This window comes from Streptosporangium sp. NPDC049644, from assembly GCF_040675205.1.
Lineage (GTDB): Bacteria > Actinomycetota > Actinomycetes > Streptosporangiales > Streptosporangiaceae > Streptosporangium > Streptosporangium fukuiense.
In genome coordinates, this window is sequence record NZ_JBFAOJ010000079.1 from 32,082 (window position 1) to 46,033 (window position 13,952).

11 protein-coding genes are annotated in these 13,952 nt (G+C 66.9%); 9 read left to right on the forward strand and 2 right to left on the reverse strand.

Annotated elements, in window-relative coordinates; translation table 11 throughout:
• Nucleotides 1-61 precede the first annotated feature (61 nt).
• Nucleotides 62-721, reverse strand: coding sequence for a TetR/AcrR family transcriptional regulator (locus AB0J58_RS32835; protein WP_364223273.1), 660 nt, complete (start codon nucleotides 719-721; stop codon nucleotides 62-64).
• A gap of 90 nt (nucleotides 722-811) precedes the next feature.
• On the opposite strand from AB0J58_RS32835, the gene AB0J58_RS32840 reads away from it, so the two are divergent.
• From AB0J58_RS32840 to AB0J58_RS32880, 9 genes are all read left to right on the forward strand, one after another.
• On the forward strand, nucleotides 812-1,783 hold the full coding sequence (locus tag AB0J58_RS32840) for an amidohydrolase family protein (RefSeq protein WP_343971451.1): 972 nt from the start codon (nucleotides 812-814) through the stop codon (nucleotides 1,781-1,783).
• Nucleotides 1,780-2,523, forward strand: a complete 744-nt coding sequence (locus AB0J58_RS32845) for an SDR family NAD(P)-dependent oxidoreductase (RefSeq protein WP_364223276.1) — start codon at nucleotides 1,780-1,782, stop codon at nucleotides 2,521-2,523. The genes AB0J58_RS32840 and AB0J58_RS32845 overlap by 4 nt, the downstream gene beginning before the upstream one ends.
• Nucleotides 2,520-3,347 carry an enoyl-CoA hydratase-related protein gene (locus tag AB0J58_RS32850; protein ID WP_364223279.1) on the forward strand — a complete coding sequence of 276 codons (828 nt, stop codon included), beginning with the start codon at nucleotides 2,520-2,522 and terminating at the stop codon, nucleotides 3,345-3,347. Before AB0J58_RS32845 ends, AB0J58_RS32850 begins: the two co-directional genes overlap by 4 nt.
• Nucleotides 3,348-3,357: 10 nt before the next feature.
• Nucleotides 3,358-4,128 carry an SDR family oxidoreductase gene (locus AB0J58_RS32855; RefSeq protein WP_364223282.1) on the forward strand — a complete coding sequence of 257 codons (771 nt, stop codon included), beginning with the start codon at nucleotides 3,358-3,360 and terminating at the stop codon, nucleotides 4,126-4,128.
• A complete protein-coding gene (locus tag AB0J58_RS32860) occupies nucleotides 4,128-5,798 on the forward strand; it encodes a CocE/NonD family hydrolase (protein WP_364223285.1) in 1,671 nt (556 codons plus the stop codon). Before AB0J58_RS32855 ends, AB0J58_RS32860 begins: the two co-directional genes overlap by 1 nt.
• The gene (locus tag AB0J58_RS32865; RefSeq protein ID WP_364223288.1) at nucleotides 5,795-6,058 is read left to right on the forward strand and encodes a hypothetical protein; all 264 of its coding nucleotides are present in this window, start codon (nucleotides 5,795-5,797) and stop codon (nucleotides 6,056-6,058) included. The genes AB0J58_RS32860 and AB0J58_RS32865 overlap by 4 nt, the downstream gene beginning before the upstream one ends.
• A gap of 1 nt (nucleotide 6,059) precedes the next feature.
• Nucleotides 6,060-6,854: an enoyl-CoA hydratase/isomerase family protein gene (locus tag AB0J58_RS32870; RefSeq protein WP_364223290.1), complete on the forward strand. Its 795-nt coding sequence runs from the start codon at nucleotides 6,060-6,062 to the stop codon at nucleotides 6,852-6,854.
• On the forward strand, nucleotides 6,851-7,603 hold the full coding sequence (locus AB0J58_RS32875; protein WP_364223293.1) for an SDR family oxidoreductase: 753 nt from the start codon (nucleotides 6,851-6,853) through the stop codon (nucleotides 7,601-7,603). The genes AB0J58_RS32870 and AB0J58_RS32875 overlap by 4 nt, the downstream gene beginning before the upstream one ends.
• 649 nt (nucleotides 7,604-8,252) lie before the next feature.
• Nucleotides 8,253-9,005 carry a DUF2637 domain-containing protein gene (locus AB0J58_RS32880; RefSeq protein ID WP_364223296.1) on the forward strand — a complete coding sequence of 251 codons (753 nt, stop codon included), beginning with the start codon at nucleotides 8,253-8,255 and terminating at the stop codon, nucleotides 9,003-9,005.
• Between the two features lie 737 nt (nucleotides 9,006-9,742).
• Here the strand turns inward: AB0J58_RS32880 and AB0J58_RS32885 are convergent.
• Nucleotides 9,743-13,858, reverse strand: coding sequence for a hypothetical protein (locus AB0J58_RS32885; protein ID WP_364223298.1), 4,116 nt, complete (start codon nucleotides 13,856-13,858; stop codon nucleotides 9,743-9,745).
• Nucleotides 13,859-13,952 lie beyond the last annotated feature (94 nt).

Here is a 13,952-nt window from a genome sequence, read left to right on the forward strand (position 1 = left end):
TCGGAGTACCGGCCGGTCCCGCGCCCGGCCGGTCTCCGCACCTGCCATCAGGAACGCGCGATCAGCTTTCCCGGTCGCCGGCCTCCGGGGCCGCGCCGACGAGTTGGAGGACGAGGAAGGCGTACTGGTCGGCGAGTTCCTGGGCGGACAGCCCACCGTCGGGACGGAACCACTGCCCGGCGTTGATGCACATGTCGAGGATCGCCTTGGCGACCACGTCCACCCGGGCAGGACCCGGCGACCGCGGGTCGTTCAGGCGGAACCGGCCGGTGTTCAGGCCCCGTTCCAGGGTGCGTTCGAAGATGCGGCGGACTCTCTGCTGGGCATCCAGAACCTCCTTGGCCTGATCGGGCGGGAGGTGGCGCCATTCTGTCCGGGCCACCAGGCCCTCGATACGCCGTTCGGTGTGGAAGAGCGTGAGCTCCCGCACCAGTTCGGCCAGTTGCCGGTCGGCCCGGTCGCCGCCGCGCAGGAGTCCTTCCTCCAGTATGCGCTCGGAGTCCTCGTGAGCCCTCTTGAGGATCGCGTAGAGCACTTCCTCTTTGGACCCGTAGTGGTTGTAGAGCGAGCCCGCGGTGACCCCGCACGCGGCGGTGATCTTGCGGACGGTGGTCGCGGGGAACCCGTCTTCGTAGAACAGGCGCGCCGCCTCGTCGAGGATGCGCCGGCTCATCGAGGTCGTGGCAGGGGCGCCGTCAGTGGTCTTCCGGGAGCGTGTCATACCCACCCCCTGACGCTATCACCATATGAACGTTCATTGACCTGGCGGTGCCGGGTCTGGTAAACAAACGTTTGTATATAAGGAGGGGGAATGATGGGTGAACCGGTGATCGACATCTGCGAGGTCGCCTACGACACCGAATGCTGGACGGCCTACCTGCGTTCGCTGGCCACCGTCGCACCGCGTTATCTCGTCATGTTCTCCGGACGGCTCGCCGCCCTCACCGGGCGGGCTCACGGCGAGGTCGCGGCGGAGGCGGCGCATGATCCGATAGGAACGGCGGAGCGGCTGGCCCACGTCCTTGGACGCGGCTTCGACATCGATCACCATGTCGCCGCGCTGACCGAGAGCGGGGTGGCCCACCAGATCCTGCACGGCGGGCCGTGGCCCATCAGGGACGCCACCGTCAACGACACGGTCGCCGCCTTCGCGGCCAGGCACCCGGACCGGCTCAGCGCGTGGGCCGGTGTCAGCCTCACCGACTCGCGAACCGCGATCGCCGAGGCACGTCGCGCGCTCGACGAGCTCGGTGCGACCGGCCTCTCGGTCATCCCGTTCCTCGACGGCACCGACCCGTCCGCACCCGAGCACGCCGGGCTCTGGAAGCTCGCCGCCGACCGTGGTGTCCCGGTGTGGCTGCACTGCGGGCAGCACTTCCGCTCGGACATCCCGATCGATGTCTCCGGGCCGCGGGTGCTGGACCGGATCGCCGGCGCCCACCCCGGTCTCGTCCTGGTCGCCGGGCACGGAGGCTGGCCCTGGGTCACGGAGATGCTGGCGGTGGCGCAGCGGCACCCCAACGTCTACCTGGAGTTCTCCTCGCACCGTCCGTCCAGGATGGCGGCCAGGGGATCGGGATGGGAGGCGCTGCTGACGCTGGGGGCCGCGTCCGTCCGCTCCCGTGTCCTCTTCGGGTCCACCAGCTGGACCCAGGCCTCCACCCCTGCCAGGCTCGCCGCCGAGGTCACCTGGCTGGGACTTCCGGACGACGTCGTCCAGGCCTGGCTGCACGGCAACGCCGAGCGACTGCTGAACCGCACCTGGCAGGGAAGCGCGGCATGAACGGCCGCCGGGTGCTGGTCACCGGGGCCGCCGGTGGCATCGGCACGTCCCTCGTGGCCGAACTGCTTCTGCAGGGCGCGCAGGTGCTGGCGACCGATGTCGACGTGTCAGGCTGCGGGCGCCTGGGAAGTCGGTTCGGCGATCGGTTCGACGACGATCGGCTCCACGTGGTGCCGCTCGACCTGACGGAGAGCGGAGCGCCACAGCAAATCGTCGATCAGGCGCTCGACCGGCTCGGAGGCCTCGACGGCCTCGTGAACAACGCGGGTGTGGAGCACCGCGCGGCACTGGGCGAGCACAGCACCGCCGACTGGGCGCGCGTCATGGAGATCAACCTGTCGGCGCCGTTCCGGCTGGCCCGTGCGGCGGCACCCGCCCTCGCCGGACGGTCGGGCGCCGCCATCGTCAACGTCTGCTCGATCGCGGTGACCGGGTTCGCCGGGCAGGCCGCCTACGACGCGAGCAAGGGTGGGCTGCTGAGCCTGACCCGCTCGCTCGCCGTCGAACTGGGACCGCTCGGCGTCCGTGCGAACGCCGTGTGCCCCGGCTTCATCGACACCCCGATGCTCGACGTGAGCGGGCTTCGCGGGCTGGCGGAGAAGGTCGCCGCACGGCTGCCGATCGGCCGGTGCGGGCACCCGGAGGAGGTCGCCGCCGCGGTCGTGTGGCTTCTGGGAACGGGGGCCGGTTATGTCACCGGCCAAGCATTGTTCGTCGATGGAGGGATGGTCAGAGCATGATGCGCGAACAGGAGAGCACGACGTCAGGCGGTGAGGGGGCCCTGCTGGTCTCCCGGCCGGCCCCGGGGGTGCTGTGGCTGACCATGAACCGTCCCGACCGCCGCAACGCGATCGATCGCGCGCTCGGCGAGGAGCTGCTGCGCGCGCTGGAGCACGCCGAGACCGACCCGCAGGCCAGGGTCGTGGTGCTGACCGGGGCGGGCAGTGCCTTCTGCGGCGGGGACGACCTCGGCGCGGTGGACGAGCACCTCGCCGGGGACCGCAGGCACTCGCCGGTGCTCGGTGACACCGCCGACCCCGTGTACCTGCGGATCGTCGAGGCCATCGTCACAGCGCCGCAGCCGGTCATCGCGGCGGTCAACGGCCCCGCGGCCGGGGCGGGCACCGAGCTGGCCTGCGCCGCCGATCTGCGGATCGCCTCGGACACTGCCCGGATCGGGAGCTGCCTGGTGAACGTGGCGCAGACCGGCACCGCCGTGATGCTGGCCCGGATCGTCGGGAGCGCCAAGGCGACCGAGATCTATCTGTCCGGCGGGCTGCTCGACGCCACCGACGCCGAACGCCTGGGCATCTACACCCGGGTCGTCCCATCGGGGGATCTGCGGGACGCGGCGCTCGCCGAGGCCCGCAGGCTCGCGGCCGGTCCGACCGGCGCGATCGGGCTTTACAAGCAGCTACGCGAGCGAGTGTACGGTCAGCCGCTGGAGCAGGCGCTGCGGATCCAGAACACCTTCCACATCCGCAACAACAGGGAAGTCCATGATGCCGTCGAAGGAGCACGTGCCTTCGTCGAAAAGCGCAGCCCCGAATTCACGGGCCGTTGAGGAGGAGCGGATGACCATGGCAGACGGTGACGTGTTCGGCCGGCTCGACGGCAGGGTCGTTCTGGTCACGGGTGCGGCGAGCGGCATCGGCGCGGCCTCGATGAGGCTGTTCCGGGCCGTCGGGGCCGAGGTCATCGGGGTGGACCTGACCCCGGGAGAGGGCATCGTCCAAGCGGACGTCTCCGACCCGGCACAGGTCGCGGAGGTCGTCGACGAGGTGGTCGCCCGGCACGGCCGGCTCGACGTCGTCCACGGCAACGCCGGCGTCAACGTGCCCGGCCGCCCGCACAGCCTCACCGACGACGACTACCGCAAGGTGATGGGCGTCTGCTGCGACGCCAACTTCTACCTGGTGCGCTCCGCGGTCGGGCACATGCGCGCGCACGGAGGAGTGTTCGTGTTCACCTCGTCGATGTGCGGGGTGTCGGCGACTCCCCGCTCCCCGGTCTACAACATGGCCAAGCACGCTCTCATCGGCCTCGCCCAGTCCGTCGCCGTCGACTACGGCGCGCAGGGGATCCGCGCGGTGGCTTTGATCACCGGGCCGACGCACACCGGGATGGTCGACGAACTGTGGCCGCCGGGTCCGCTCCGCGACTCGCTGACCGCGACCACCGCCGTCGGACGGCTGGCCACCCCCGAGGAACAGGCCCGCGCCGCGGTGTTCGCCGCGCTGCCCGGCAGTTCCTTCCTCACCGGATGCAGTCTCACCGTGGACGGCGGCGCGACCGCCGGGTGGAACGAGATGGCCCGGACGATGCTCACCCTCAAGAAGGTGTGATGACGGAACTGGGACGCATCGAAGGCGGCGTCGAAGCCCCCATGCGGGACGGCGTGCTGTTGCGCGGCGACCTGTGGCGGCCTCTGTCCCCGTCCCCGGCCGTGGTGTTCAGGACGCCGTACGGCCGGCGGCAGATCAGCTCCGACACGCTGCACCCCCAGCACTGCCTCGCCGGAGGATTCGCCGCGCTGGTGCAGGATACCCGGGGCCGCTTTGACTCCGACGGCGATTGGCGGGCCGTCATGTGGGAGCAGGAGGCCAGGGACACCTACGACACGGTGGAGTGGGCGGCGGCACAGCCCTGGTGCGACGGTAACGTGTTCCTCGCGGGCACCTCCTACCTCGGCATCATCGCCTGGCTCGGCGCGGCCGAACGCCCGCCCCACCTGCGCGGCATCGCCCCTGCCATGACGACCGGCGCGGCGGCCGACATCCGCGACACCGGCGGCGCGCTGCGGCTGGACCACCTCGTCGGGTGGCTGGCCTACATGGCCGCCGACTGGCTGGGCCGGCAGGGACCGGACGCCGACCCGTCGCTGGTCGCCAAGGTCGCGTCGTTGATTCACGATCCGGGGCGGGCGATGCGGCGGCTGCCGCTCGTGGGCATGCCGGAACTGGACCTGCCCGGATTCCCGATCCGGATCGGCGACCTGCTGGACGGACGGATCCAGGCCCTGCCCGACTGGGACCACGCGGCGGTGGAGGTGCCGACCCTGTCGGTGACCGGCTGGTACGACGTCTACGCCACCGCGACCATCCGCGGGCACCTGGAGATGCGCAGGCTGCGACCGGACCTGCGGCACGAGCTGATAGTCGGCCCCTGGGCGCACACCGGAGCCCTGTCCCATCTGCAGGGCGAGGTCAACTTCGGTGTCGCGGCCTCCGCCGCGGCCACCCGGCTGCCCGCCCGGCACCTGGAGTTCTTCCGCCGCTGCCTGGACGGATCGGACGGTCCCGCCCCCGTCCGGTACTTCCAGATGGGCGCGGACGAGTGGCGCACCGCCGAGCGATGGCCGCCGGCAGAGGCCGCCGGGCACGCCCTGTACCTGACGGGGCCCGCCGCGCGGGGCAGGACGCCGGGACGGCTGACCGCCACGCCCGACACGGCGAACCCGGCCACACCGGACGGCTACCTCCACGATCCGGAGGATCCGGTGCCGAGCCACGGCGGGCGCGTCCTGCACCTCGGCCGCCTCGTTCCCGGGCCGCTGGACCTCAGCCGAACGGCCGAGCGACCCGACGTCCTCGTCTACCACGGTGACGTGCTCACCGAGGACACGGACGTCATCGGCCCGGTGCGGCTGAAGCTCACCTTCGCCACCGACGCGGCGGACGCCGACGTGATGGCTCGGCTGGTGGACCAGCTGCCCGACGGGCGGATGCTGCCGGTCGGTGAGGGGGTGATCAGGCTGAGCCGCCGCGACGGTCCCGACACCCCGGTGCCACGGGGAGAACCGGTCCGGCTGGACATCGATCTCGGGTACACGGCCCAGCGGTTCCCGGCCGGCCACCGGATCGGCCTGATGCTGTCCAGCAGTAACTTCCCCCACTACGACCGCAACCAGGGGGACGGGGAGCCGCCCGCCACGGCCGGACCGGGCACGCCGTCCACCCAGAGTGTCCACTACGGGACGTCGGTCCTCCTCCTGGGCGACGGGGCGGGCTCGTGACGCTGCGGCACCGGACCGTCCAGCACTCCACCGACTGCGAGATCCACCACTGGACCGGCGGCCCCGGTGACCAGTCCCCGATCGTTCTCACCCATGGCGCCACCCTCGATCACCGTACGTGGGAACCGCAGGCCGAGGCGTTCGCCGCCCGGTACCGGATCCTGCTGCGGGACGTCCGGGACCACGGGAGTTCCGACTTCTTCAACAGCACCGTGCTGCGCTTCCCCACCGAGCACGGACTCGACTCACCGGAGGACTGATATGACGATGTGGAGCCGGGAGGATGTCGACGGCGTCGCCGTCCTCACCTACCGAAACCCGCCACGCAACTTCCTCACCTTCGCCGCGCTCGAAGAACTGGACGCGGAACTCGCCCGGCTGGAGACCGCGCCGGACATCGGGGTTGTGACGCTGACCAGCGATGTCCCCGGCTACTTCATCGCCCACGCCGACCTGGACGAGCTCGCCGAACTCTCCCGGGGGCCGATGCCGCGGGCCAAGATCTGGTACACCGCGATGCGACGCGTCGAGCGGATCCCGCAGCCGGTGATCGCCGCGATCGACGGCCAGGCATGGGGCGGCGGCTTCGAGCTGTCCCTGGCCTGTACGCTGCGATGGGCCTCGGCCGCCGCCCACTTCAGTCTGCTCGAGACCGCGCTCGGCATCATCCCCGGGGCGGGCGGCACCCAGCGGCTGGCCCGGTTGATCGGCCCCGGGCGGGCCGCCGACATCGTCCTCACCGGTGACGTCCTCACCGCCGAACAGGCCAGGGCCGCCGGATTCGTCGAACGGGTGTTCCCCGCGCCCAACTTCCAGGCGGAGGTTCTGCGGCTCGCGCGCGGCATGGCGTCCCATCCCGCCGCCGCCCTCGCCGCCGCGAAGCGCGCACTCGTCGAGGGTCCCCGGCTACCGCTCGCCGAAGGTCTCCGACTGGAGGCCGCACTCTTCGCGGACAGACTGGCCAGCCCCGAATCCAGGGGGCTTCAGGAAGCGGCGCGGCGCCGCTACGCCGAGGCGGCGGACGACGACAACATCACCTTCGGAGACCGCCCGTGAAGACCGCGGTCATCACCGGAGCCGGCCGGGGCATCGGCCGGGCGGCCGCGTTCACGCTCGCACGCGACGGTTACGCCGTCGCGGTCGGCTACCACCGGAACGCCGAGTCCGCCGCCGAAGTCGTCGGCGAGATCCACCGGAACGGCGGACACGCCGCCGCCTTCGCGCTGGATGTCGCCGATCAGGACCAGTGCGCGGAGTTCGTGCGCGCAGCGGGTGAACGGCTCGGACCCGTCCGTGCGGTCGTCTCCAACGCGACAGGATTCGGCTCCGCCTCGCCGTCCCTGGGGAAGGCACTCGAAACCCCCTGGCATACCTACGAGCGGATGTTCGCCACCCGCGTCGGCTCCCTCCTCGCCCTCGTGACCGCGGCACGTCCGCAACTGGCCGACGGCGGCCGGGTCGTGACGACCGTGAGCACCGGGACGAGCAGGCACGTCCCCGGTTATGCGGCGATCGCCGCCGCCATGGCCGCGGCCGAGAGCGTCGTCCGCTACCTCGCCGTGGAACTCGGCCGCGACGGCATCACGGTCAATCTGGTGAGCGGCGGTGTGGTGGCGACGGACGCGCTGCGCGAGATCAGCCCCGACCCGGAGCGCCTCCTGGCCGCCGCCGCGCGCGCCACACCGCTGGGCCGCACCGGCTCCCCCGAAGACCTGGCCAAGGTCATCGCGTTCCTGTGCGGTGAGGAGGCCGGCTGGATCACCGGGCGCTCCATCATCACAGACGGAGGAAACTCCCTGCGCTGAGCCATAACCTCACCCGCTGTACCGAGCCGGACGGTACCGGACGATCCTGCCGTGCCCGGCACCGCCGTACCGGTGCGGATCTGCTCGAAAGCCGAGGTCGGATGGTGTTCGGCGAGGACTCTCGGGCCGGGGGTGTCCGAATGGGCATCGACACCTGCGGACATGAGCCTGCCGGTGAGGGCCGGTTTCATCGCGATCGCGTACTGGACGCGCCGGGGCCGGATCGGTCCGCCGACGCTGACGACGATCAGGTCATGGAAAGCACAAAGTGCGACAGATAGCTATCTGTCGCACTTTGTTCCTATGTGTCCGAGGGGGGACTTGAACCGTTCGCCCATCTCCTGAGCAGCACCGACGCTCCGTGGCTGGACCTCTCATGCCCGGAATAGGCGCGCAGAGAGGGGGCGGTGCCCACACCCACCTCAACGAGATTGGGTCCTACCTCGCGGCACACGCCCATGCCGGGGAAGCCCAGCAACCGCCAGTTCAGGATCCTCAGCAGACGATCTCAACTGCGCTCAGGGCAGCGGTGGTAAGGGGGCAGGAGCTCGGTGATCGCCGCACCGAACCCCTTCCTGCATCCCAGCAACCTGATCAACCCGGAAGCCAGGCCGTGCGCCGCCCCTCGACACCAGAAATTGCCGGGGAGGTGGTTCCGGTCGAAGGGGCTTGGGTCGAGCGCACTCAGCGCGATCGGTACGGGGACCGGATCATCCTGGGCTTTGCGGTGGCTGTCCTGCTGGGGGTCGCCGGCGCGGCCGCCTACGTCTCCTACCACCACTTCTACGGTCTGGCGATCGCTCTGGGTGAGCGGCACGACATGGCCATCCTGTATCCGGCGATGTCTGACGGCGTGATCGTCATGGCGTCGCTGGTGATGGTCTACTGCTCGCGTCGTCGGCTACGTGTGCCGGTGCTGGCGTGGGTGGCGCTCGCATTGGGCGGGGCGGTGATGCTGGCGGCGAACGTGGCGCACGGCTGGTCCGGTGGACTCGGGTCGCGCCTGGTCAGCGCTCTGGCACCGCTGGCCTTCGCAGGCGCGTACGAACTGTTCATGTGGATTGTCCGGAACACCCGGCAACCGTCCATCGAGACGCCGGCCAATGACCACGTGTGCCAGCCCGTTGAGACTCTCGTTGAGGTGGAACGCGTGGTGCCGCTGCTGCCCACCGACCGGTACGAGGCGGCGCGGCTCACCTATATCGAGAGCCTCAGTGAGGGCAATCAGCGGGTCGGCCGACGCCCGCTGATGAGCCGGTGGGGACTGGAACAGCGTGAGGCCGAGGAGATCATCGCCGAGGTGGAGAAGGAGCGGGCCCACACCATCGTCGAGGTGGCCGATTCAGAGAGTGTCGTGCCGCCGCTGGAAGGCATCCGTTCGACCGGCACGAGCGAGGCCTGAGGCGGCGTAATGAAGGACATCGGTAACGAAGTGGTCAGGCCGTCCTCCAATCGTCCAGCTCGGTCATCGGGCGGCCTCCCATCTTGAAACGATCAAGGTTCTGGGTCGCGATAAGGCATTTATCGCGACCCAGGATTGACACCAAGATCAGTTCGGGTTCCGCGGAGCATGGGCGCGTGCAGCTGAACTCCGCTTGCGACTAGAGGATTCGTACGTCCGAAGCAACGGCAATCATGCGTGTAGATACATCACTGACAAGCTAGAGATCCTCCTTCTCAATGGAGGAGGTGACGCCAGGTAGCAATTCAACTTTGGACAAAACGATCTTTATGTGAGGTGATGGGGCGCCAGGGATTCGAATCCTGAACCTACGGATTAAAAGTCGGTTCGATTGATATCGCCAAGTGTCGCGAGATGACGTTTTCTATCGCTGTGTCTGAGATCATCCCTGTCATTGTGCCAGGAAGTGACGATGGATGCCGGCCCGTATCGCGTACACGCGAGCAACCACCGAGCAACCATGCGTTCTTGACCATCGATATTATGTGCCATTCATCCCTTCTTGGCACGGCCGTAAAGGGTGGCTGTTTGATGACGATCAACGTGTGCGAGCAGCCATGGAGCAGCCTGGCAACCCGCGCAGTTGTGGAACGTTTTCATCGGCACATTTGTGGCGCTTCTCAACTGTAGTTCGGCGCCAGATTTAAGTGGCGTGAGCCCCGGCTACGAGTGTTTGCTCACCTACGCCGGTTCAAGCGGTATGTCGCTAGGCAGGTTCCAGGTAGTTTCGTTTGATCTGTCTCCGCCAACGTGCAGGGTGCGTACGTTGGCGTCAAGCAGTCGAATACTGGTTCCGTCAAAGAGATATGACGCCGAGTAGCTGCGAGAGAACGGCTCCCCATCGGGGGCCGTTGATATTCGGACGCGGTAGTTTCCTTCTCCGCTAGAACTGTCCACAGCAGGCACTGCCCGCTTGCGGTGAGCGCCGCGCTAAGTGCTTCAGTGGTGACATGGACGGTGTCGGGACCCACTTCGCGGGCCGCGAAGCTCTCCACCACCAACGTGCCTGCTCTTCCCCACTGGAAGTCGCCGATACGCTCTAGGCCCAATACTGAGCAGAACGCCGTCGAGGGCAGAAATGTGTAGAGGTGTTTGCTTGCCGACTGGTCCCAGTCGTTGACGCCGCCGTATCGGGTAGTCGCGACAATGAGGGCCCCCGGCAAAGATGTTTCCCCGTAGCGGGTACCGTTTCGATTGTCCAGGTCAGGCCAGTCCGACGTGTACGGGTGATCGGCGAGTAGCAGACCGGACGGGCTCCCTGACTCGGGCATCCATCGGCCATAGAAGTCTTTGCCTTCGGCCCATTGTGCCCATGCGTCGGTGTCCGCCGCGTCGATGAGGTACGAGCGGATTTGGGCCCAAATGGTGTGGTGAGGTGTGCCCGCAGCTGCATCGTCTGGGTTCTGTGGCTGCGACCACTGATAATGGCCCTCCAGCACCTGCCAGGTTATGCCTGCCGCGTTCGTGGAGATAAGGAGACGGTCGACCGGCGGGCTGTGCTCGTCGTTGCTCGCCCACTCGGGATCGAGGTGGTCAGGGAAGGTTGCGTTGACGGGTGCGTACCAGGTGGCGGGTGTGTCCGCGTAGACCCGATTTTCGGTTCGGCGTTGCAGCATCGTCGGATCGATGTCGTGACCGTAGATGTCGAGGGGCGTCTCGTAGCGGCTTCGCTGGTCGTCGCGACGGCTCGGATTGAGTTCATAGCGGTCGGTCATTCGTCCGACGAGTTGGTTGAAGGCTATCCAGAGGTACTTCTGTGCGTATCCATCATGCTTCTTGCCATCCGACGAGGAGGCTCGCGGAAGGTTCCGGTCGATGATGCCGAAGCGCTCCGGTGTCCATCCGAGTTGAAGAACCTGCTCGAACAGGATGGTGCCGAGGTAATCGGCATCGATCTCATGATCGAGCTTGAAGCTGTGGACCATGGAATCGACAACGTATTTGCGGAAATCGCCGAAGTCGGACATCACGGGATGGCGGATAAGGCTATACCTGTAGTTCGGTGGCCCGGCCAGTTCTTCGATCTCAGCCTGCGACCGTTGCGGCGCGATCCAGTCCGAGGCGTACGGCGGGTGGACGCGCGTGGCGAGGTCCTCAATACCAGGCTGCCAGCCGTGTTCCAATGCAGCGTCGATCGCGCGACGTGCATAGTCTCGGCTGAGGTAGTTCTGTGGCCAGTATCGGCGGTCAAGGGTGAAATTGAGTACCGCTTCGGCGATGCCGATGGCGGTGCCCGGGTTCAAGGCACGTTGGGCGATGCCGCAGCCGGCCGCCAGCAATCGCTCCTCGATGTAGTCGTCGCTGCCATTGCTAAAGCCTTGCAGAATCGAGTTGTAGACATGCGGCGCAGGCTCCAGCAGCGCAATGATTGCTTTTGTGGCGTCGTCTCGCGTAGGGCGGTGAGAGGATGACAATGTCCAGCAGAGAGTGAGTGCCGCGAGATAGCGGGTCTCGTCGTTGGCATCGGAGCTGGCCTCCGACCAAGCCCAATCAATCAAACTGGGGAGATGACCAGCGAACTCGCCCTGGCAGTCACAAAAATATGACCAGGTTGTGTCCCGTTCAGGCAGACTAAGCTCGGCAAGTTGACGATGCAGCCACTCGGCATTAAGCGGATGGCCCGGCACGGTGGCGACCTGCAGCATGGCGGAGTTGGCGTCATCGGTGAAGTCCGAGTTGCGTTGTAGCTCCACGACGATCTCCGCAGTGCGATCATTGACCGCTTCGAGCTTCCGCCAACCAAGGCTGAACAGAAAGTCGGTATGAGCATACGGATGATACTCAGCGGTTGAGATCTGCAGTATGTCGACTAACTCGACGCCGAATACCTCGGGGAGGACCGCGGCTAGGGCCTGCATCACTCCCGCATTGGTGAACCATTGCTCGGCCAGCCGGCTCACTTCAGCCTTCGCCCCATCAAGACCTTCCGCCGTGATCAGCTTCGCCAAAGCAATGTCACCGAGCCGCTCGTATCCGAATCTGATGTACTCGGTGCCGTCGATTGAAAGGTTCGCTAGGACGGCCTCCTTCAGCAGGCCGTTGAGTAGACTCTGGCTCCATTTACGGTCCGGAAGTAGCGCTGACGTGATGCGGTCGACGTCCGCCCTGAGCAGCCTGCGTCCCTGGGCGTGCATGGCAGCGGTGATTTGCTCGACGGCGCGGCGGACGAGTGCGCTGGTGCGGTCATAGTCGCAGCGTTCCCCGGCGGAGAGCCGAATGTCCATCGCGTCGAGAAAGCTGTCGTAGATCCACGATGTTCCGATTCCTGTGCGAGGAAAGCGGCGCTTTCCGCTGGTTGTCAGCGCCGTGCAGAGGAGTTTGAGGAACAGCGGGTTGGTGAATTCGGGGTCCATCATCGGGAACGAGGGCCGCTCGATGCCATACCAGTCGAGGAACTGCCGAATTGCGTCGCGAGGAACCTCCTCGAATCCAGTGTGTTGAAACACAGGGAGCCGAGCCTGCAATATATCCGACAACGTGTCGGCGAGAAATTCGGTGCGACAGGAGAGGACGAGTCTGATGTGACGGTACTTGGCGACGTCGTTGAGGAAGCTGGACAAGTACCTGTTCCACAGCTGCCGGTCGGCTGGTTCGTTCAACCCGTCGATGACGATCAGGCCGATTTCGCCGATGGCCTGGCAGGCAGCGTCGAAGGTGGTCAGTAGCTGGCTTGCCGGGTTTTGAAATCCGATGATCCTACCCAGGTCGGCTTCGATGGGACCGTGTTCGAACTGCTCACCGAGCGCAATGATCGTTGGCAAGGCGTTCGCGGCACGCGTTTTGGCGAGGTCGCACAGCAGGTGAGTCTTCCCCGCGCCGCCCGTGCCGGTGACGAGGATCGCTGCTGCCTCGAAGCCGCGCCATGCACGACCGGCGCGCAGCTCGTTTAGCCCGGCAACCGCTGATCGAATCGCCGCGATCTGGCCGTAGAGGCTGCTCGCGTTGTCGGTGTAATAGCGATCCTTGAGGCAATGCTGCCGGAGCAGGTCCGAGACCCTCGCTGAGGGAGCCTCAATGGCCTCGATCGCTGGGGTGAAGTCGGGCAGCACCCCATGTGGTTGCCGGGCCTGCCTTGCGGCTTCGGTCACTAGCTCCTCGAGGCCATCGAAGCGCTCATTTAGCACCGCGATCGCGGGCTCGAACAAGTCTGGGCGTTCTACGGGCACCGACAGGCCATAGATGCCCCGGGCCTTGCGGAGGGCAGCCAGTGCGTTCCGAATATCATGTTCGAACGCAGGGGTGCGAGCCAGGCCGTCGAAGACGGCACTGATGGGTAGTTCCACGTTCAGCGCAGGGCTGTATCGGCCGCCTGCGTCGGCTTCGGCCCGAGCCGCAATCTCGCGGAATCGATCTTCCGTGAAGATGTCCAGATCGAACCAGTAGCGCAATCGCCCCGCTTGCGACGGCTGAAGCAAGCACTCGTTAAGTTGGGTCTCGCCGATGTATTCGAACGTCACCGCCCTGCCTGCCGATGCGCTGGCGGCTTCCCATCTCCTGACGTGCTCGTTCCATTTCGTCCATGCGCTCTTCGTCTTGGCAGTATCACCACCGGGCCGGTTGTACGGCAGGAGCACGTAGTATCGCTCAAGAGTGGGTTCGGTCGTCAGGACACGGCGAATCGACTTGTCGATCTGCGCGAGAGCGTCGTCGTCAAGCGTGAACAGGTACTTCGCCTGCCAGCCCCAGACCGCGCCACCAGGCAGTTCGCCTCGTCCTTCCCGTCCCCCGTCGGGGTTGCCAAACGTGGTAAACGTCGTGCTCGACGGCCACGTGACCAGACCGCCGTAAATCATTACTGAGGTTGAACTCGTGACGTCGTGAGTGGCTATGCCGGTGTGAGGGCCAGGCCGGTTCCCGCGAGGCAGCCATCAATGAGGTCGCTGCGGT